17 protein-coding genes are annotated in these 19086 nt (G+C 68.7%); 8 read left to right on the top strand and 9 right to left on the bottom strand.

Going from position 1 to position 19086, the window contains the following annotated elements; translation table 11 throughout:
- Positions 1-7 precede the first annotated feature (7 nt).
- Positions 8-1846, top strand: coding sequence for a fatty acid--CoA ligase FadD11 (gene fadD11 / locus ON27_RS15350; RefSeq protein WP_043726625.1), 1839 nt, complete (start codon positions 8-10; stop codon positions 1844-1846).
- Between the two features lie 87 nt (positions 1847-1933).
- Here the strand turns inward: fadD11 and ON27_RS15345 are convergent, their stop codons facing one another.
- The 4 genes from ON27_RS15345 to ON27_RS15330 all read right to left on the bottom strand — a co-directional run bounded on the left by ON27_RS15345 (position 1934) and on the right by ON27_RS15330 (position 7120).
- On the bottom strand, positions 1934-2188 hold the full coding sequence (locus ON27_RS15345) for a hypothetical protein (protein WP_043726623.1): 255 nt from the start codon (positions 2186-2188) through the stop codon (positions 1934-1936).
- Between the two features lie 62 nt (positions 2189-2250).
- Positions 2251-3711 carry a phytoene desaturase family protein gene (locus ON27_RS15340; RefSeq protein ID WP_051046629.1) on the bottom strand — a complete coding sequence of 487 codons (1461 nt, stop codon included), beginning with the start codon at positions 3709-3711 and terminating at the stop codon, positions 2251-2253.
- A gap of 25 nt (positions 3712-3736) precedes the next feature.
- Positions 3737-5557: a DUF3556 domain-containing protein gene (locus tag ON27_RS15335; RefSeq protein ID WP_083887597.1), complete on the bottom strand. Its 1821-nt coding sequence runs from the start codon at positions 5555-5557 to the stop codon at positions 3737-3739.
- 96 nt (positions 5558-5653) lie between these two features.
- The gene (locus ON27_RS15330) at positions 5654-7120 is read right to left on the bottom strand and encodes a class I adenylate-forming enzyme family protein (protein ID WP_043726620.1); all 1467 of its coding nucleotides are present in this window, start codon (positions 7118-7120) and stop codon (positions 5654-5656) included.
- A 170-nt stretch (positions 7121-7290) separates the two neighbouring features.
- Between ON27_RS15330 and ON27_RS15325 the strand changes: the two genes are divergently transcribed.
- The 5 genes from ON27_RS15325 to ON27_RS15305 all read left to right on the top strand — a co-directional run bounded on the left by ON27_RS15325 (position 7291) and on the right by ON27_RS15305 (position 11667).
- Entirely contained in the window at positions 7291-8526 is a 1236-nt protein-coding gene (locus ON27_RS15325) for a PucR family transcriptional regulator (RefSeq protein WP_043726657.1), read from the top strand.
- A gap of 98 nt (positions 8527-8624) precedes the next feature.
- Positions 8625-9533 carry a TIGR04222 domain-containing membrane protein gene (locus ON27_RS15320; RefSeq protein ID WP_051046628.1) on the top strand — a complete coding sequence of 303 codons (909 nt, stop codon included), beginning with the start codon at positions 8625-8627 and terminating at the stop codon, positions 9531-9533.
- 13 nt (positions 9534-9546) lie between these two features.
- On the top strand, positions 9547-10401 hold the full coding sequence (locus ON27_RS15315; protein WP_043726652.1) for an MbnB/TglH/ChrH family RiPP precursor modification enzyme: 855 nt from the start codon (positions 9547-9549) through the stop codon (positions 10399-10401).
- 5 nt (positions 10402-10406) lie between these two features.
- On the top strand, positions 10407-10841 hold the full coding sequence (locus ON27_RS42900; protein WP_157227200.1) for an SCO6045 C-terminal-like domain-containing protein: 435 nt from the start codon (positions 10407-10409) through the stop codon (positions 10839-10841).
- A gap of 325 nt (positions 10842-11166) precedes the next feature.
- Positions 11167-11667 (top strand): metallophosphoesterase family protein, encoded by a 501-nt coding sequence (locus ON27_RS15305; protein WP_043726618.1) that lies wholly within the window; start codon positions 11167-11169, stop codon positions 11665-11667.
- A gap of 105 nt (positions 11668-11772) precedes the next feature.
- Here the strand turns inward: ON27_RS15305 and ON27_RS15300 are convergent, their stop codons facing one another.
- The 3 genes from ON27_RS15300 to ON27_RS15295 form a co-directional block, all read right to left on the bottom strand.
- Complete coding sequence (locus ON27_RS15300) at positions 11773-12867, bottom strand: mechanosensitive ion channel family protein (RefSeq protein ID WP_043726617.1); 1095 nt, start codon at positions 12865-12867, stop codon at positions 11773-11775.
- A gap of 92 nt (positions 12868-12959) precedes the next feature.
- Positions 12960-13106, bottom strand: a complete 147-nt coding sequence (locus tag ON27_RS42895) for a hypothetical protein (RefSeq protein WP_157227198.1) — start codon at positions 13104-13106, stop codon at positions 12960-12962.
- 139 nt (positions 13107-13245) lie between these two features.
- A complete protein-coding gene (locus tag ON27_RS15295; RefSeq protein WP_043726615.1) occupies positions 13246-14703 on the bottom strand; it encodes a lipase maturation factor family protein in 1458 nt (485 codons plus the stop codon).
- Between the two features lie 220 nt (positions 14704-14923).
- Between ON27_RS15295 and ON27_RS15290 the strand changes: the two genes are divergently transcribed.
- Entirely contained in the window at positions 14924-15262 is a 339-nt protein-coding gene (locus tag ON27_RS15290) for an MmcQ/YjbR family DNA-binding protein (protein WP_043726613.1), read from the top strand.
- 73 nt (positions 15263-15335) lie between these two features.
- Here ON27_RS15290 and ON27_RS15285 read toward each other — a convergent pair whose 3' ends face one another.
- Both ON27_RS15285 and ON27_RS15280 read right to left on the bottom strand, forming a co-directional pair.
- Positions 15336-16595, bottom strand: coding sequence for a hypothetical protein (locus tag ON27_RS15285; protein ID WP_157227197.1), 1260 nt, complete (start codon positions 16593-16595; stop codon positions 15336-15338).
- A 238-nt stretch (positions 16596-16833) separates the two neighbouring features.
- Positions 16834-17790: an EamA family transporter gene (locus ON27_RS15280; protein WP_245559963.1), complete on the bottom strand. Its 957-nt coding sequence runs from the start codon at positions 17788-17790 to the stop codon at positions 16834-16836.
- A 642-nt stretch (positions 17791-18432) separates the two neighbouring features.
- Here ON27_RS15280 and ON27_RS15275 point away from each other — a divergent pair.
- Positions 18433-19086 (top strand): PP2C family protein-serine/threonine phosphatase (locus ON27_RS15275; protein ID WP_051046626.1); only part of this gene is annotated, 654 nt, incomplete at its 3' end.

Raw genomic sequence — 19086 nt, 5'->3', positions numbered from 1 at the left:
ACATCTCGTGAGCACTCAACGCTTCGACACGCTCCCCGCCGCCTTCCAGCACAACGCGAGCGTCGATCCCGACGCGGTCGCGCTCCGGACGCCAGGGGACGCCGCCACGCTCAGTTGGCGCGAGTACGCGGCACAGGTCCGCCGGGTCGCCGCCGGACTCGCCGGGCTGGGGGTGCGCCGCGGTGACGCGGTGGCCTTGATGATGTCCAACCGCATCGACTTCTATCCGCTCGAGGTAGGGGCGCAGCACCTCGGCGCCACCAGCTTCTCGGTCTACAACACCGCGTCTGCGGAGCAGATCGCCTACGTCCTGGGCAATGCCGGTGTGCGAGTGGTGATGTGCGAGCCACGCTACGTCGAACCGTTGCGGGCCAGCGGCGTCGAACTCGACCACATCGTGTGCGTCGACGATGCGCCGCCGGGCACTCTGTCGGTCGCCGACCTGGTCGCCGCGGGCGACGAGAACTTCGACTTCGACGCCGTGTGGCAGGCGGTCGAGCCGCACGACGTCGCCACGCTCATCTACACCTCGGGCACCACGGGCAACCCCAAGGGCGTGGAGACCACGCACGCGAACCTGATGTTCGAGTGCTACGCCGTCGAGCAGGTCCTGGGCATCCGCTTCGGGGACACCATCACCTCCTACATGCCCACCGCGCACATCGCCGACCGGCTCACCGCGCTGTACTTCCAGGAGGTCTTCGGCACCCAGGTCACCTGCGTCGCGGACCCCACGCAGATCAGCGTCGCCCTGGCCGACCTGCATCCCACGATCTGGGGAGCCGTGCCGCGCGTGTGGGAGAAGCTGAAGGCCGCCGTGGAATTCGCGGTCGCCAACGAGCCCGCCGCCGATCGGCGAGCGGCGCTGCAATGGGCGCTGACGGTCGCCGCCCAGCGCAGCGCCCATCACTTGAACGGGGAGCCCGTGCCCGAAGCGGTGGCCGCCGAATGGGTGCGCGCCGATCAGCTCGTGCTGTCCGGGTTGCGGGCGAAACTCGGTCTCGACCGGGTGCGCTGGGCGATGTCCGGCGCCGCGCCCATCCCGGCCGAAACGCTCGGTTTCTTCGCCGGGCTCGGTATCCCGATCGCCGAGATCTGGGGCATGTCCGAACTCACCTGCATCTGCAGTGTCAGCCACCCCGACGACGCCAGGCTCGGCACCGTCGGCAAACTCCTGCCGGGTATGCGGGCCAGGCTCGCCGACGACGGCGAACTCCACGTCCGAGGCCCGCTGGTGATGAAGGGCTACCGGGCCGAACCGGAGAAGACGGCCGAGGCGGTCGACGCCGACGGCTGGCTGCGCACCGGCGACGTCGTCACCATCGACAGCGACGGATACCTGCGGGTGGTCGACCGCAAGAAGGAGTTGATCATCAACTCCGCGGGCAAGAACATGTCGCCCACCAACATCGAGAACACGATCAAGGCGGCGACCCCGCTGATCGGCGCCATCGCCGTCCTCGGCGACGGGCGCCCGTACAACACGGCGCTGGTGGTCCTCGATGCCGAGACCGCCGGGCCGTACGCCGCACGGCACAACCTGCTCGATGCGTCGGCGCCTGCCTTGGCGGCCGACGCCGCCGTCCTCGAGCAGATCGCCGCCGGCATCGCGGCGGGCAACACGAAGTTGTCGCGGGTCGAGCAGGTCAAGCGATTCCGCCTGCTGCCCGTCTTCTGGGAGGCGGGCGGTGACGAAGTCACCCTCACCATGAAACTCAAGCGCCGCGTGATCGCCGAGAAGTACGCCACCGAGATCGCCGAACTCTACGAGCCGGAACTCGGCCCGCACGTCCACGAACCCAGGCCCGCTCCTGCCGCTGCGGGTTCAGCGGTGCCGACCAGCTGACGGATCCCAGGCGCGTCGAGTTCCCGGCCGCCGCTGAATGATCCAGCGGCGGCCGCGACCTGGAAGTCTCCGGCCCGGCAGTCCGGTTCAGGCGCCCCGGAGGCGGACTTCGCTGTCCAGCTCCGCGGCGGCATCGGCCAGCGCGGCGGCATCGGGATCGGACCCGAGCCGGTCGGCCAGTTCGTCGCGCGTCACGATCAGCATTCCGCGCGGTTCGAGCGCGGAACTGTGTTCGACCCGGACCTGACCCTCTTCCAGGACCAGGCGTGCGTCCGGTTCGGTGGTCCGCAGCAGTTCGCGCAGCACGTCTTCGGTGACCCGGCTCTTGTCATCGGCTCCCATGTGGTCACGGTTTCCCTGGCGAATCCGAAGGAAACCGGGTATCGGGTGCGTCCGTGCCGACGCTACCGCGGCCCGGACGAACCGTCCCGCCCGAACGGCGACGACTCTGCAAGACCCGCTCGCCGGAGAGCTCGACGCGCGGCGTTCGCACCGCACATGCCGTGCGCTCCCGGCCCTGGTGGGGTGGCAGCGGAGCATATGTAGTGACCGGGAACGCCGACGTCGTACGGTTGCAGAGTTTTCCGCGGCCCGAACACCAGCTGCGGGATGTCTTTCGCGCCGGTCATGATGTTGCCGCCGACGTAGTTGGGGTTGTAGTCGGCGAATCCCGTCGCACTGCGCACGCCGGCCCCGACGACGCGGTCGCGGAACCCCGGCGCGAAGCGTTCTATCTGCGCCGTGACAGCCGCTGTCGCGTCGCCACGGTAATCGTGCGGGACGTGGGCGTAGGCCCAGATCGGATGGATGTCTCCGGCCGAACGCCGCGGATCGGCGAGGTACTGCTGCCCCACCAGCACGAAGGGACGCTCCGGCATGCGGCCGCGGTGGATGTCGCGCTCGGTGGCGGCGATCTCGGCGAACGTGCCGCCGAGGTGCACCGTCCCGGCTCGGCGCGCGGGCTCGGCGGTCCACGGCACACCGTCGTGGACCGCGAAATCGACTTTGAACGCGCCTGGTCCGTAACGAAAACTCCGATAGGCCCTGGCGACGCGCGGCGGTAGCCGGTCACCGAGGATTTCCGCGATCGCCGTGGGCGCCAGGTCCCACATCGTCAGATCGGCCGGCGGCAGATCGGACACCGACCGCACGCGGACGCCGGTCTCCATCTTCCCGCCGAGGTCGCCGAGATAGGCCGCCATGGCGTCGGTGATCCGCTGGGATCCACCGGCGGCGACCGCCCACCCGTAGGCGTGGCCCGCGGTGAGGATGCCCAAACCGATACTCGCACTGAGCGGTCGGTGCAGCGGATGGAAGGCGTGGGCGGCGACGCCGCCGAACAGTGCGCGGGCCTGCTCGGTGCGCAACAGTCGCGCCACCAGCGTGGCCGGGGCCAACGCGGGGATGCCGAAGCGGGCCAGCCGGAAAGGGTGGCGCGGCAGGCGCAGCAACGGCCGCATGAGGTCGGCGCTCATCCGGTCGTAGCCGGCCGTCGTGCGTTCGAACAGCAGCCGCCACGCACGGCCGTCACCGCCGAGACCGGCCGCGGTGGCGGCGACCGAGCGAAGCAGCACACCGGCGGTGCCGTCGTCGAGCGGATGGGCGCAGTCGACCTCCGGCCACGCCCAGGACAATCCGTAGCGCTCCAGCTCGAGGCCGCGCAGGAAGGGAGAGCCGACAGCCATCGGGTGGATGGCCGAGCAATGGTCGTGCAGCAGGCCCGGCACGATCGCCTCGCTGGTGCGGGTGCCGCCGCCGATCTCGTCGGCGGCCTCCAGCACGGTGACCTCCAGCCCGGCACGGGCCAAGGTGATGGCCGCGGCCAAACCGTTGGGGCCGCTGCCGACCACGATCGCGGTGTTCATGTCGCTCTCCCTGCCCAGCGGGGTCTCAACTGACAGTCTGCGGCGTGAGTTCTCGCGCCGACCCGTCGGGCGGCATCGGCACGGTGTAACCCGCCAGCCGCCATGTCACCTCGTGCGGGATCGGGCCGTCGGGCAGCCAGGGCTGCGCCTCGACCGCCTCACGCACCCGCCAGCTGCCGCGTTCGACGACACCGAGCGCCGCGTCGATGACCTGATACCGCTGGATGCCACGGTGGATCGGCTGCGACTCCACCCAGACCACGATCCACTCGCCCGGCGCGAACCCGATCCGGGATTGCACCGCGTTGATCAGGTCGAGGTTGTGCAGATGGCCGTCGCCGAAATTGAAACCGATCAGCGAGTTGCAGCCGAACTCCGCTTCCCGGATGGTCCAGCGATCGATGTCCGGAAGGTGCCTGTACAGCAGGGAGAACAGTCCGCGTCCTTGGCTGTGCATCGAGCGCCACGCGATCGTCTGCTGCATGGTGATCTCCGCGACCGCGGGCGGATAGCCCATGGCCCGCAGCTGATCGACCTGGTTCACGGTAGGACGACGCCGCATCGTGTTCAGCTTGACCTCCGCACCGGGCGCGAAGGCCCACAACGCCGAGGCCCAGTTGCCCGCGTACTGCCGCATCGACGGCAGGAACGACACCAGGTCCGGGCGCAGGTTGCCGAGCACGGGGAAGAACGCCAGAGCCGCGACGATCACCACGGCGAGCCATGGCGAGGAGATGTCGCCGAGTCCGTAGCCGCCGCCGTTGGGGTAGCCCAGGAACAGGAAGACGGTGAGGTAGGCGAACAGGACGTTCCATTCCAACGGCACCGCCAGCGGGAAGGTGGAGATGATGAAGACGTGGAACACCACCATCAGCACCACACCCGCCAGGGTCAGCCAGTGGTTGGTGGAGAACAGCAGCACCAGCGGGGTGACGATCTCGACGGTGGTGCCGCCGACATGGGCCAGGAACGAAGCGACCTTCGACGGGCGCAGGTCCCGGGGGAAGTCACGGTAGTGCAGGCGCTTGAGCCACTTGGCGGGCACGCCGGGACTGTTGGAGACCATCGGCGGCACGACGTTGCTGAAATGCCGTCCGAACTTCGACACGCCCGCGCCGATCCACACCGCGCAGATCAGCAGTTTGGCCGCGATGATCATGTCGACGAACGGCAGCACCGCGAAGAAGACGAGTGCGGGCAGGTACTGCTCGCCGCGCGCGGTGAGGAAGATCGTCTTGTCCCGCAGGCCGCACAGGACGTACAGCACGATCGGAGCGACGAGCAGCGCCGGGTTCACCAAGCCGGAGGTGTTGTCCGGCAGCGCCGCGCTCAACGCGGCGCTCGGCACGCCGGGCAGCACGATCGCCGCCAGCAAGGTCGCCAAGAACGCCAGGTACAGCAGCACGTCGAAGACCGTGCGCTCGTCACCGCCGGTGAACGGCACCCGCCGCCAGGGCCGCAGGCGGATGGTGCCCGGACGGGCGTAGAACAGGATTCCGCCGGTCATCGGCTTGAACTTGCCCGCGAGCGGGCCCCACGATCCGGCGATGCCGACGGCCTCGATCAGGACCGTCCACAGCACCAGCTTCTGATAGACCACCGGCTGGTCCCACCACGCCGCGACGTCCCAGAACGGGCCGACGCCCGAAGTCCAGGTTGCCAGCGCGACTCCGGCCAGCACCGAGACGAACACGACCTTGAGCAGATAGATCGTATGGATCATCTTCGGTGATCCGAAACCGTATTCCACCCAGTGCAGGGCGAGCGTCTTCATCCGCTCGCGCAGCGGCAGGTCGAGAAAATCGTCCACATGCACGGGCGGGAAATCCGCCGTTTTGAAACCCATTGGCCGGACCTTTCTAATCCAGTGAATCGAGCGCAGGTCAGCACCCGCGAAAAAGTTGGAGTTCGAAGAATTCCACTCGAGGAGGAACGGACGTCACTACGCGCTGGCGACCAACCCGGCCACGAGTGCGCGAAGTTTTCGTTTGTCGATCTTCCCCACCGGATTGCGCGGCAGCGCTTCCACCAGTTCGATCGAGACCGGCACCTTCGTCCGGGCCAGCGACTTCCGGCAGTGCAGCGCCAGTTCCGCGGCGCCGACGTCGGCGTCGGGCATCGCCACCACATGCGCCACCGGTACCTCGCCGAGAACCGGATCGGGAGCCCCGACCACCGCCGCCTCCAATACCGAAGGGTGGGTGTGCAGGACGTTCTCGATCTCCTTCGGGTAGATGTTCTCGCCGCCCCGGATGATCATGTCCTTGATCCGGTCGACCAGCACGAGGTATCCGTCCTGGTCGAAGTAGCCGACGTCCCCGGTGTGCAGCCAGCCGTCGACCACCGTCCGCGCGGTCGCCTCGGGCTTGCCCAGATAGCCGCGCATCACGTTGGCGCCCCGGATCACCACTTCCCCGCTGGCGCCGTCGGCCACCAGTTCGCCGTCGGCATCCATGATCGCCACGGTCTGCCCTGGCAGCGGCAACCCGACCGTCCCCGGCTTGCGCGGACCGGTCGGCGGGTTCAGCGTGGACGCGCAGGTACCTTCGGACAGTCCGTAGCCTTCGACGATCGGTACGCCGAAACGAGTTTCGAACCGCGCGATCAATTCCGCGGGCATCGGCGCGGCCCCGCAGATCACCCGGCGCAGCGACGAGGTGTCCGGCCGCAGGCTCACCGGTTGCGCGACCAGCATGGCGTAGATGGCCGGGACGGCCGAGAAGTACGTCGGCCGAACCCGCTCCACCACGTCGAAGAACGCCGACGCCGAGAATCGGCCCGCGATCGTCGCCCGGCCACCGGCCAGCAGCGGCGACAGCACACTCACCACGATGCCGTTGACGTGGAACAGCGGCAGGATCAGCAGACTGTGGTCGGTGTCGTCCAATGCCAGGATTTCGACGAGCATCTCGCACATCGCGGCCACGTTGGCGTGGTCGAGGACAACACCTTTGGGCTGCCCGGTGGTGCCGCTGGTGTAGATGATCAACGCCGGCGCGGCCGGATCGAACGCCACCGCGTCCGGCACGGCGTGCGCACCGCCGGGCCGAATCACCTCGGCCACGTCGAGCGTCCCCGCGGCGCGCCCGCCCTCGGTCACCACCACCTCGGCCGCGCAGTCCTCGACCTGGTAGCGCATCTCGGCGAGGGTGGCGTCCGGCTTCACCGGGGTCACGGCCGCACCGAGCCGCCACGCGGCGAACAGGACGACGACGAATTCCAGCCGGTTCGGCAGGACGAGAGCGACGACGCCGCCTTGCCGAACTCCGTGCGCGCACAGAACGGCCGCCGCCGAGCGGACACGTTCCGCGAAAGTCGCATTGTCGAGCGCCGCGCGGTCGTCGGCAATGCATGCGCCGGACGGATTCCGGGCGGCGCGATGATCCGGTAAATCGACAATCTGCTGCACGATAGCCTCGCCTGATACGGTGTGATGCGAATTACACAGTCAAGGTAATTCCGATATCGAGCACGGGCTACGGGCCCCCATCCCAGAGTTTTCGCGCCGCTTTGTACCGGTGGCACAAACGGATGCGGAATGCGCCCGAGCCGCCGCGCCGGTTCCGGTACGGTCCGGACATGAGCGCTGACGTGGACAGGACCATCCGCGATGTCGCCGGACGCGTCAAAGCCGACCTCGACCGGCTCACCGCGGAGATGACCGCGATGTTCACCGAGGTGATCCCGGAATTCCGGCACGACGAGGAAGTGCGGCGCCTGATGATCGCCAGCACCGCGTCCAACCTCACCGCGATCCTCGACATGCTCATGCTGAGCATCTCCCGCTCCGACATCACCGTGCCGCCCGCCGCCGCCGAATACGCCCGGCGGTTCGCCCAGCACGGGATGTCCCTGGAAGCCCTGCTGCGCGCGTACCGCCTGGGCGAGCACATGTTCATGCAGCAGACCATCACCATCCTGCGGCATTCCGAGGCCGGCTCCGACCTGGCCCTGGAGACCACCGGCCGAATCGCTCTGCTGGTCAACAGCTATATCGACCAGGTCATCGAAGGCGTCATCGACATCTACGAGAGCGAACGCCGTCGCTGGGACGCGCGCTCGGACAGCACCCGCGCGGCGCAGATCCGCGCGGTGCTCGACACCGCCGACCTCGACTTGGCCGCCGCCGAGCAGATGCTCGCCGCATCCTTGCGGGGATGGCACCTGGCCGCCATCGTCTGGGTGGGCACACCCGCGCCGGCGACCACCGACCTGCTGCGCGCCGGGGCCGCGATGCTCGCCGCCGCTACCGGCAAGAACCCGCTGATGGTGTCGGTCGACGAGCAGAATTGCTGGGGCTGGATCTCCTCGGCCGGCAAACCGTCGCTCGATGCCGGCCAGCTCGAGCGAGACTTGCGCCGTAAGCCCGGCATTCGCGTCGCCATCGGCGATCCGGGAGCCGGACTGGCCGGGTTCCGGCAGACTTTCCGCGATGCCCAGCTCGCTCGCAACCTCGCCTCGGTCGCCGGTCCCACCGGTCCGCTGACGCTGCACTCCCGCGTCGCGCTGGCGAGTTTGCTGGTCGACCATCTGCCCGATACGAAGGCGTGGGTGCGGCGCGTGCTCGGCGACCTCATGCGCGACGACGAGACGACCGCGCGCCTGCGCGAAACGGTGCAGACCTATCTGGACGCGCGCGGCAGTCTCACCGACGCCGCGGCGCGCATGCACGTGCACAAGAACACGGTCCACTATCGGATACGCAGAGCCGAAGAAGTGCTGGGCCACCCGCTGACGGTCAACCGGCTGGAGATCGAAGTCGCCCTGATGGTCTCCGAGCAGCTCGGCCTCGGCCGGGGCCGAGGGTCGGCGTGAACAGGCGGCGACAAGTACGCGCAGCGGCGATTCGGCATAGCGCGCCGACCGATACGGCCTGATACTGAGGGCAGGTTGGACCTATTCCGAGGTGGAAGATGAACATGATCGACGGGGTGGGCTCGGATGGGCTTGTCGCGGCCGGCGCTACCTGGGGCATTTCCGGGACGGAATTCCTGGCCTTCTACGTGCCGCTGGTACTCGTAGCGGTGCTCGCCGGATTCTGGCTGCGGTCGCGGGTGACTCGCGCGGACCCGGAGTCCGACGCGATCGCCGCACCGGGAGCGGAGTTGACGTTACCCGAAGTGGGAATGCTGTTCGGCGACCGGAACGCCGCGCTGGCCGCGATGGCACGGTTGCGCGGTATCGAGGCGATCGATTCGGCGGCCGCGCCGATTCGCGCGCTCACCGCGCAGGAGCGCACGCGACTGGACCCCTTCACGGTGCTGGTGTACGACCGGCTCCAATTCGGCTCGCGCAAGACCGTCGACGCGATCGTCGACGGATCGGCCGGCGCCGTCGAGGCCCTGCGCACCAGGATGATCGACCTCGGGTATCTCCCGGGGCCCGCGCTGCGCCACAGCCTGCGTGACGCGGGAATGCCGATCCTGGTCACCGGCGCGCTGGGCGTGGTGCGCGTCATCGCGGGCGCCTCGCACGGCAACCCGGTGGGCCTGCTGGTCGCACTGGTGGTCGCGCAGGCGATCTGTTACTGGCTGGTGGTGCGCACGCCCCGGCTGACCGCGCTCGGCGTCCGGGCTCGCGACGCCGCGAAGCAACGCAACGGGCATCTGCGGCCGAACAATTCGCCTTCCTACGCGACCTACGGCGCCGAGAGCGCGGCGCTCGCGGCGGCCGTCTTCGGCATCGGCGCGTTGATCGCGCTGGATCCCGGACTGGCCCAGGCGGTCGCGCCGCCGAATTCGTCGGGAGGCGGTGGCGACGGCGGCGGCGACGGAGGCGGAGGCGGAGGGGGCTGCGGCGGCTGCGGAGGTTGCGGTGGCTGAGTGGTCCGGGCCGCTGCCGCCGAATGCCCTCGGCATCGGTTGGCGGCCCGAGATCTGCGGAGTGATCGCGGAACTGCCGGGGCTCGGGTTCTGCGAGGTCATCGCCGAGTCGTTGCCCGGAGACCCCCGCCGCGCCGGGCGGGTCACCGTCCCCGGGGAACTGGCGGCATTGCGTGCGCGCGGCGTCGCCGTGGTGCCACACGGCATTTCCCTGTCCCTCGGTGGCGCGGAGCCGGTCGCCGGACATCGCGTCGAGCATCTGGCGGCATGCGCCGCGGCCGTCGCCGCGCCGCTGGTGAGTGAACACGTCGCTTTCGTCCGAGCGGGCGGTCTGGAAGCCGGTCACCTGCTCCCGGTGCCGCGGACGCGGGAAGCGCTGGACGCGCTCACCGCCAATATCGCCCGGACCACGGCGGCTCTGGACGTTCCGCTGGCGGTGGAGAACATCGCCACCCTGTTCGACTGGCCCGACGACGAGTACACCGAAGCGGAGTTCCTGTGCGAACTCGTCGAACGCACCGGTGTTCTGCTGCTGCTCGATCTCGCCAACGTCTACGCGAACGCGCGCAACGGGGGACGCGACCCACGCGCGGAACTCACGCGCCTGCCCGCCGAACACGTGGCCTACTGCCATGTGGCGGGCGGTCACGAATCCGGCGGCCGTTATCACGACACCCACACCGACCCGCTCCCCGCCGAAGTCCTCGCGATGGTCGCGGAATTCGCCGCGACGCACCCGGCGCCGTTGATGCTGGAGCGCGACGGCAACTTCCCGCCCGCGTCCGAACTGCTCGACGAATTGGACGCCATCGCGGCTGCCGCCGCGCGGCCGCCGATCACCGCCCGCGCCGGGGTGGCGCGGGCGTGAGCACGATGTCCGGACCGGCGCGGCCACCGGAGGCGGCGACGCTGGCCGAGCGGCAGGCGGCGCTGGTGCGCGCACTGGTCGCGGGAGCCGCGGTACCCGTGGGATTCGACGCCGACGCCGTCGGCGCGGCGGCGAACGCGCTGCTGTCCAAGCGGGCCGGTGAGGTCGCGCGCCGTTTCCCGCTCTTGGTGCACGCCTGCGACGGCGAGTTCACCACGGCCTTCACCGGCTGGGCGCGGAACAACCCGAAGACGACAACCGCCGGGGACGCGTCGGCTTTCGCCGTGGCCGCGGGTATCGACTGGACCGCCGAACCGCGGCGGGGCAGGTGGCGACAGCGCCTGGCGAGGGCTCTCGACCTGGCGGTTCCTACGAGCGGCGGGCTTCCAGGCGCACTGCGGAGTCGCCGGCCTCACGACGCTCCTCGAGCCACACGCTGACCGCCACCGTCGCGTACGCCGCGACAGTCGCCATCCCCGGCAGCATGAGCATCAGCATGAGAAACGAAAGCATCGAAGACACAGGCCCTCCCGGACTACGCGATGGAAACTGTCGCACCGGTGCGCCGCGTCGCGTCACCGTCACGCCGGGACATACCCACCGTCGGGCGTCCAATCTCGACCGAGCCGCCCAGGAGGTGTGATTGATATCACTCAACGATAGCGCCATGCTTCCAGCCGGTCAGCCGGGATAATCCCGCCCCGGCCGAAACGGCACTGCGCGCGGAGACCGAGACCGGACTCTCCGGCGTGGTACACCGTCACCATGCGATTGCTCATCATCGCCGATACGCACGTGCCCAAGCGGGCGCGGGATCTGCCGGAGACGCTCTGGCGCGAGGTCGACGCGGCCGACGTGGTGGTGCACGCGGGCGACTGGGTGGAACTCGCCCTGCTGGACCGGCTCGAAGCGCGCAGCGCACGCCTCATCGGCGTATGCGGCAACAACGACGGTCCGGAACTCCGCGCACGACTGCCCGAGATCGCCCACGCCGAACTCGACGGACTGAGGCTGGCGGTGGTGCACGAGACCGGATCAGCGAAGGGCCGGGAGGAACGCTGTGCCCGGCGCTTCCCGGACACCGACGTACTCGTCTTCGGGCACAGCCACATCCCCTGGGACAGCGTCACCGGCACCGGCTTGCGCCTGCTCAACCCCGGCTCGCCGACAGATCGGCGCAGGCAACCGGAGCACACGTATCTGACCGCGCAGGTACGGGCGGGGCAACTGAGCGCGGTGACCCTGCATACGCTCCCGAAGCACTGACCCGTCCATCTCAGTCACCTGTCGGCCTCGGTCGGCGCAAACGCGCTGACCCTCAGCTCCTGGTGGCCGTCAGCCTCCGTCCGGCCGGAACACGATGACCTGATGCTATCCGTCGCCGTCGTCGCCGGAACGGCTGCCTGTCAGCGCCAAGGGGCGTTCACCGGTGGCGGGCTCGGTGATCGCGGTGGCGATCTTCGGCAGGGCGTACGGATGTTCGCGGCCGAGCCAGTCGAGCAACTCCTCGCGCACCGCGCAGCGCAAGTTCCAGACGTCGTCGGCATTGGCCGCCGACATCGTCGCGCGCACCACGATATTCGTGGGCGTACTGTCGGTGACCACCAAGCCCCAGTCGCGTCCGTCCCAGTCCGCGCGCTCGCGCAGATAATCCCCCAGATGTTCGCGCAGCAGCGGCACCGGAGTGCTGTGATCCAGGTACAAGAAGACCGTGCCCGTGATCTCCGGGCCGCCGCGCGACCAGTTCTCGTACGGCTTGTTGTTGAAGTAGGAGACCGGCATGGTCAGCCTCCGGTCGTCCCAGATCCGCACGGTCAGGAACGCCAAGGTGATCTCCTCGACGATGCCCCACTCCCCCTCCACGACAACGGTGTCCCCGATCTTCACCGAGTCACCGAACGCGATCTGCAAACCCGCGATCAGATTGCTCAAGGTCGACTGCGCGGCGACACCGGCGATGATGCCGATCACCCCGGCCGAGGCCAGCAGCGAGGTGCCGAGGGTCCGCATGGTCGGGAACAGCAGCAGGATCGCCACCGCGGCGGTCGTGACCACCAGGACCGAGGTGACGATGCGGCGCACCAGCCCGAGCTGGGTGCGCAACTGCCGCACCCGCGTGACCTCCTGTGTGCGCCGGGCATAGGAACGCAGCATGTTCTCCGCGAACGCGTCGGCGGCGCGGATGACCAGCCATACCGCCGCCATGATCGCGGCAGTGGCCAAGACGGTCCGGATCATCGCGTCTTGGGGTAGATCGAGTTGCGCCAGTGGGTAAGTGGCGTGCAATGCCAGCGAGCCGAGTAACACTTGCACGGGCGACTGCACCCGGCGCAACAGGGTGGGAAGCTGGGTACCGGGACGTCTGCGAGCGCTGTACCGCAAGAGTCGATCTATCAGCAGACCGGTGAGAACGGTGATCGCGACCGTACCGAACACGACGATGAGCGGCCGTAGTACTTCCTCCACGGGGTTGGAACTCCTTCTCCTCGTCCACCCGGACGGGCTGCGCTGCCGCACCTTCGGCCTAGCGGCAGCACAGCACGCCGCGGGGCGGTGTCTTACAGCAGTACCAGTGCGATGCTCAGCGCGATCAGCATCAAGATCCATGCCGCGACGGTCATTTCGATGGGGCCCTCGGTGCCGGAACCACCACTGTCCCTGCGTCGGTCGGCGCGAGACTGCGAGCGCGAGGCCGAAATGGACATGCATCCTCCTTCGGTCGGTTGCGTCACTCGGTCGCATACCCGGATTCGCCGCGGATCGTCGCTGCGTCACTGTGGCGAATCCCACCGCCTCCGACCGCGCGACCGCATCCTGGCCGCGTTCGCTCGACGGCCGCGAATGTCATTGCGGCCGGGCGTGCTTGCGATAGCGCAGGTCGTCGAGGGAAATGGGCGGCAGGTAGGGGCTCACCAGTGTGCGGTGCCACCACGCCCCGCTGCGCACCAGCTCGCGGGGTGTGGTGAAGCGGTACAGATACAGTTGCGCGCGGACGAAGCGCGGCGCGACTTCGGAGAAGGGATTGTGCCGTAGCAGGCGCAGGGTGGCCCGGTCGTTTTCCAGCAGTCGGGTGAGGAAGGGGATCAACCACGGCTGTGCGTACCGCGGTGAGGCGGCGGCGAACCACATCAGCCAGTCCAGCCGCAGGTGGTACGGCGCGAACTGACGTGGCAACCGGCGGGGATCGCCGGGTTTGCCTTTGAATTCGTATTCCTTCCACTGCGTCCGGTCGGTGACAGTGGCGTCGTCGGTGCCTTCGACGACCACTTCGAAACGGGTGCGGCCGATGCTGCCGAACGCTCCGTAGGTGTTGACCAAGTGGTAGGGATCGAACGATCGGTTCATGGCTTGGTGGCTGGAGAGCAGATTGCGCGCGGGCCGGTAGCTGCGAAGGACCACCAGCACGGTGAACGCGATGACCAGGGCGACGAACCACGGCGGCGATCCCGGCAGGGACGGCGCGGTGGGCACCGGCAGCACCGCCGACGCCGCGGGTCCGCTGATCACACCGCAGGCCAGCACGATCGTCAGCCAGTTCAGCCAGGCGAAATTGCCCGACAGCACCAGCCACAACTGCGTGACGATGACGACGGCCGCCGCGATGCTCGCCACCGGTTGCGGTGCGAACAACCCGAAAGGCACGACGAGCTGGGCGAAGTGGTTGCCCGCCACCTCGGCCCGGTGCAGCGGCTTGGGCAGGTGGTGGAACAACCAGCTCAGCGGCCCGGGCATCGGCTGCGTCTCGTGGTGGTAATAGAGGCAGGTCAGATCACGCCAGCAAGAGTCGCCGCGCAATTTGATCAGTCCGGCGCCGAACTCGACACGGAACAGCAGCCAGCGCGCGAGAACAAGCACGAGGAGCGGTGGCGCGGTCCGGTCGTTGCCGAGAAAGATCACGAGGAACCCGCATTCCAGCAGCAGCGATTCCCAGCCGAACGCATACCATTCCTGGCCCACGTTGACGATCGACAGGTAGAGCACCCACAAGCTCGCCCACAGCAGCATCGCCGCCCACAGCGGCACCGAGTCGGCCGCGCCCGCCAGCATCGCCGCGGACAACGCCGCGCCGATCCAGCACACGGCGGCGAAGAAGCGATCGGAGTAGTGGAAATGGAAAACACTCGGCGTCTGCCGGAAGGACCGACGGGCCAGCCACCGCGGCACCGGCAACATGCCCTGTTCTCCCAGCAGCGCGCGGAATTGCCGGGCGGCGACGACGAAGGCGATCAAGTAGACGGCCGCGACACCACGGGTCAGCACCTGTCTGCTCAGCCAATATTCGGTCGCCGTGAACCACTCCATGCCCGCAACTCCTCCGACCGCGGACGTTCTGCAGGGCGCATACCCAGTCCCGGGACAGGAAAACGGAAGGTCGAATTACCCATGCCGCGCAGGCTCCAGGCAGATCGCAAGGCACGGACGGTGCACGTCGGGACGGTGCCCTCTCGATCACTGTCCGGGCGCCCCGCTACGCCCTCGGCCGCGTCCGGATGTGTCACTGTGGCCTGGAAGGATTCGGCGCATGAGTTTCACCGGGGACGATGTCCGAACGTTCGCGCTTTCGCTGCCGGAGACGTCCGAACAATTCACCTGGGGCATGCCGACCTTCCGGGTCGCCGGCAAGCTGTTCCTCACCCTTCCCGAGGCGGAGACCTCGATGGCGGTCCGGTGTCCCATCGCCGACCGCGACGAACTCGTCGCCGCCGAACCGGGCAAGTTCTGGATCGCCACCCACGAAGCGAACAACGCCTGGGTCCGCGCGCGTCTGACCGCCCTGGACGACCGGGACGAATTGGAAGCCATCGTGCTCGACTCCTGGCGCCAGGCCGCGCCCCGGCATCTGCTCGACGACGTGGGCTGACCGCGCGCTCCGCACCGAGACCGGTTCGGGTCGCCACCGGTGCCCCTGCCACTCGGTTCGCCGGGCGTCCCGCTCAACGTGCGCGGCGGCGGCGCGGCCGGGGCGCGAGCTTCATCCCGAAGAGCAGATCGGTATTGCGGACCGGAGTGGGTTGTTCGGACATCCGGAGCAGACCCGCGTGGCGGATCCAGCTGTGGTGCCAGTGGTAGAGATCCGGCAGACTCACCTCGCACGCGGCCGCGAGCCTGCGCAGGCGGAAGCCGGCTCCGCCGATGGCCCCCGCGAACAGTTTGGTGTTGGGTGTGGCGCGTGATTCCTGGTAGGCGCGGGCTTCGTAGAGCAACGGGCGCGCCACCGGCGGCACCACCCACACGTACAGGTCGGGCGCATGGGTGTAGCCGATCGGGCCGTTGAAGATCAGCGCGTCCGCGGTGAGCGCGACGCAGGGGATGGCGTTGAGTTCCATCGCGGTGGCCCCGGTGAACAGCGCGGTGGTGATCGCCGCCGCGTCGACCGGATCGGCGGTCCGGGCGCGGATCCGGGCGACGACCTCGTGATCCACCGGCACCGTCGTCAGCCCGGGCCCGACCGAGTACGCCAGGTCCGGCGGCAGGTCCAGTCGCAGACCGTGCAGCAGGAACGCCGCTTGCGCCCCCCGCAGGCGGGTGATGGTGTGTCCGCGACTAGGGCTGTCGGCGACCAGCCCCCCGAGGAACCGGTACAGACTCAGGATGTCGTTCCACTCGTCCACCAGACCGGCGCCATGGCCGTGGTGGAACCGATCCGGCGTGGCGAGGCGCGGTTGCAGCACCGCGAGCATGTATTCGGCCAGGCCCGCCCCACGGGGGCCGAGCCAGCTCCCGCCGCCGTTCTGGTTCAGGTCGTGACGGCACGGCTGCCCGGTGTGCGCGGCCAGCCACTGGCAGGTCGTCTGGATCCCGTCGGTGTAGACGGCGTCGATGCGCGCGAACTCCGCCGGCGGCAAGCTCCGGTAGGCATCGGCACGGAAGGTGGTGACGTCGCCATCGGGAATCTGCGGCAGCGACTCGCCCCCGAGCGCTTCGGCCAGGGTGATGATGCGCGAGGGCCGGTGGCCGCTCTGCCCGTATCCGACCTGCCTGGTCGGAGGTTCGGGGACGTCGAGCCGCGTGGTGGGCGCGGAGGCGTCGCGGCGGTCGGTCAGCCAACGCCACAAGTTCTCCTCCGGTACCCCCAGCCGCTGCGAGGTCGATCGCACGTGTTCGGCGGAGAGTTCGTTGTGTTCGTCGAGCTGAGCCAACCTTTCCAGCTCGGACGGACGCAGCGTGGGCACGCTGGCGTCGACCACAGTCACAACCTCCTGGATTCCTGGACCCACGCGCAGCACAGCGGGTACGAGACGACAGTTGTTGAGCATTCGATCACGTACCCGCCGGTAGGGCGGTGAATTCCACGGAGTTTCGGATGTTGTCTAGGTCACCGACACCTCGGCGCACTATCGAAAACCCGCTTCGGCGAATGCATTATGCCTAGTCATAACGGGCGTCGGCAGTGGCGACGGAAACATGCGGCGATTTCGGCGGACGAAAAACTCATATGGCTCTGTCTACGGTGCTCGACACCGCCATTTCAGCGCGGTGGGCCGCGCGGCCGTCCGAGCCGTCGTCACGGGCGCCGCGAGCCGTTCCGGCGCATGCCAGGACCACCAAGCCGATGCCGAGCCATTGCGCCACCCACAGGTCCTCGCCGAGCAGGAGCAGTCCGACGCCAGCGGCCACCGCGGGCTCCAAGCTCATCATGACGCCGAACGCCGCGGGAGTGATCCGGCGCAGGGCCGCCATCTCGATGGCGTGCGGCACCAGCGAAGAGAGCAGGGCCAACCCCGCGGCCCCCAGCAGGAATATCGGATTCGCCAGCGCCTCAGCGCCATTCGCGACTACCACCGGTAAGGCGAGCAGCCCGCCCAGACCCATGGCCAACGCCAAGCCGTCGTGCCCGGCGGTATGCCTGCCGACCACGGCGCCGCACGCGATGTAGGCGCCCCATCCGGCACCGGCTGCCACCGCGAACAGCACACCGCTCCAGGACACCGGCCCGTCGCTGTCGACCAGCAACAGCACACCCGCTCCGGCGAGCGCCACCCACAGCGCGTCACGCGTGCGTCGTGATCCGATCAGGGCGATGGTGAGCGGACCGATGAAGTCGATCGTCACCGCCATGCCCAGGGGAATACGATCCAGTGCCGCGTAGAAGCACAGGTTCATGCCCGCGATGGCCACACCCAGTCCGGCGACGGGAAGCAGCGCTGTGCGCTCGATCCGCAGCGCGGGTCGCCACAGCAGCATGGCGAACGACCCCGCCAGCACGATCCGGGCACACGCCACCGTCACGGGCGAGGCGAGGGTGAACATGTGCTTGGCGATCACCGCGCCGAGCTGGATGCTGATCATCGCGCCGACCACGAGAAGCGAGGTGGGCACACTCGCGCGTGGCGGGATCAGCCGCGGCGCGAAGCGTAGGGAAGCGTCCTGGGCGGGACCGACGACCACGTAGTGCTCCATTTCCGGGACACGCCTGCGACCCGCTCGGGGCGGCGTGCGAAGTTGTGCGCCGCCGGATCCATCCGGGAGTTGGAACCGGCGCGTCGAATCGGCTGTAAGGGCTGTAAGGGATGCCTTCCGGCTGCGAGAGCACCGGTTGCGGGCAGCTGCGCACGGGTCACGCAACCGCGCTGGGAGGTAGCGAGCCGGACCGCTCCGAGTTTGCGGCCGTCGAGGTATTCGGCAGAACGCTCGACTCGGCCCGGCCTTGCCCAGCGGATGGAGGACGGCATCGGTGCTTCATTCGCTGCGTACGTCCATGCTTCACAGCCGGAGAACGTAAATGTGCCGAGCAACGCTCAGTCAGCCGATTGATTGCCAGAACGCGGAAACAATGTTGCGAAATGCGTTTCGATGCGTGGAGTGCGGCACAAGATACAGCGGTGATCGATTAATGCGCCGCGATAACGGCACGCAACGGTGAATTTCCGGCACACGCGAGCGGCGAACCGCGTCGCCGGCCGTGACCTGATCGAGAGCGAATTCTCAGCGTTCACACGGCTGGCTCTCGCGAAGACCAAATACTGAGGCGGTGTCCTTGAAGGGCGCCGATCGGCAGCACGCAGACCCCAGCCCGAGGAGACCAGCCCCATGCACACCGGTACCACCGCGAGCATGCCGCGGATCGATACGTCGTGGCTGGGCGCCGCCACGGGAGCTACGGCCACCCGGCGTTCGTCCCGATCCATCAACGCCGACGCGGTCGCCATCGAGACGAACGCGGCGACCGGAGCGACGGCGTACGCCGTCGCCGACGGCATCGGAGATCATCTGCTCGGCGCCCGGGCGGCACGCACGGTAGCCGCCGCGGCGGCACGCGCCGCGGCTCGCGACGGGGCGCGAGCGGGGATTCTCGCGGCGCAGGAGCGACTGCTGCGGGAGGTACCGGAACCCTCGGCCGACAGTGTGCTCGTGGTGGCGGTGCTGCCCACCGCCGGTCGACCCGACGGGCCCGGTGAAGTCGCCTGGGTCGGCGACTGCCGCGCGTATCGCTGGAACGGGCGCGTATTGCACCAGATCACCACCGACCACACCGTCGCCGAACTGTACCGAGCCCGCGGGCTGGTTCCCACGCCGCGAATGGGTCATCTGGTCACCACCTCGGCGCGCACCGTCCGGCCGGAGGATATCGGGTACGCGGTCACCGGCTCGAGCACGGGCAGGCTGCTGCTGAGCACCGACGGAGTACACAAGCCGCTCGGCATCGCCGCCGTCAAAGCGATCCTCGCGGCGGGCGACACAGCT

The organism is Nocardia asiatica NBRC 100129 (assembly GCF_000308415.1).
Taxonomy (GTDB): Bacteria; Actinomycetota; Actinomycetes; order Mycobacteriales; family Mycobacteriaceae; genus Nocardia; species Nocardia asiatica.
The sequence above is the reverse complement of the archived record's forward strand: the minus strand, read 5'-3'. Positions and strand labels throughout refer to the sequence as shown.

Coding starts and splice junctions, on each gene's coding strand:
- ON27_RS15290 (WP_043726613.1), top strand. CDS start 14,924: ATGAGTTTCACCGGGGACGATGTCCGAACGTTCGCGCTTTCGCTGCCG.
- ON27_RS15345 (WP_043726623.1), bottom strand. CDS start 2,188: ATGGGAGCCGATGACAAGAGCCGGGTCACCGAAGACGTGCTGCGCGAA.
- ON27_RS15325 (WP_043726657.1), top strand. CDS start 7,291: ATGAGCGCTGACGTGGACAGGACCATCCGCGATGTCGCCGGACGCGTC.
- ON27_RS15340 (WP_051046629.1), bottom strand. CDS start 3,711: ATGAACACCGCGATCGTGGTCGGCAGCGGCCCCAACGGTTTGGCCGCG.
- ON27_RS15295 (WP_043726615.1), bottom strand. CDS start 14,703: ATGGAGTGGTTCACGGCGACCGAATATTGGCTGAGCAGACAGGTGCTG.
- ON27_RS42895 (WP_157227198.1), bottom strand. CDS start 13,106: ATGTCCATTTCGGCCTCGCGCTCGCAGTCTCGCGCCGACCGACGCAGG.
- ON27_RS42900 (WP_157227200.1), top strand. CDS start 10,407: ATGTCCGGACCGGCGCGGCCACCGGAGGCGGCGACGCTGGCCGAGCGG.
- ON27_RS15305 (WP_043726618.1), top strand. CDS start 11,167: ATGCGATTGCTCATCATCGCCGATACGCACGTGCCCAAGCGGGCGCGG.
- ON27_RS15335 (WP_083887597.1), bottom strand. CDS start 5,557: ATGGGTTTCAAAACGGCGGATTTCCCGCCCGTGCATGTGGACGATTTT.
- ON27_RS15320 (WP_051046628.1), top strand. CDS start 8,625: ATGAACATGATCGACGGGGTGGGCTCGGATGGGCTTGTCGCGGCCGGC.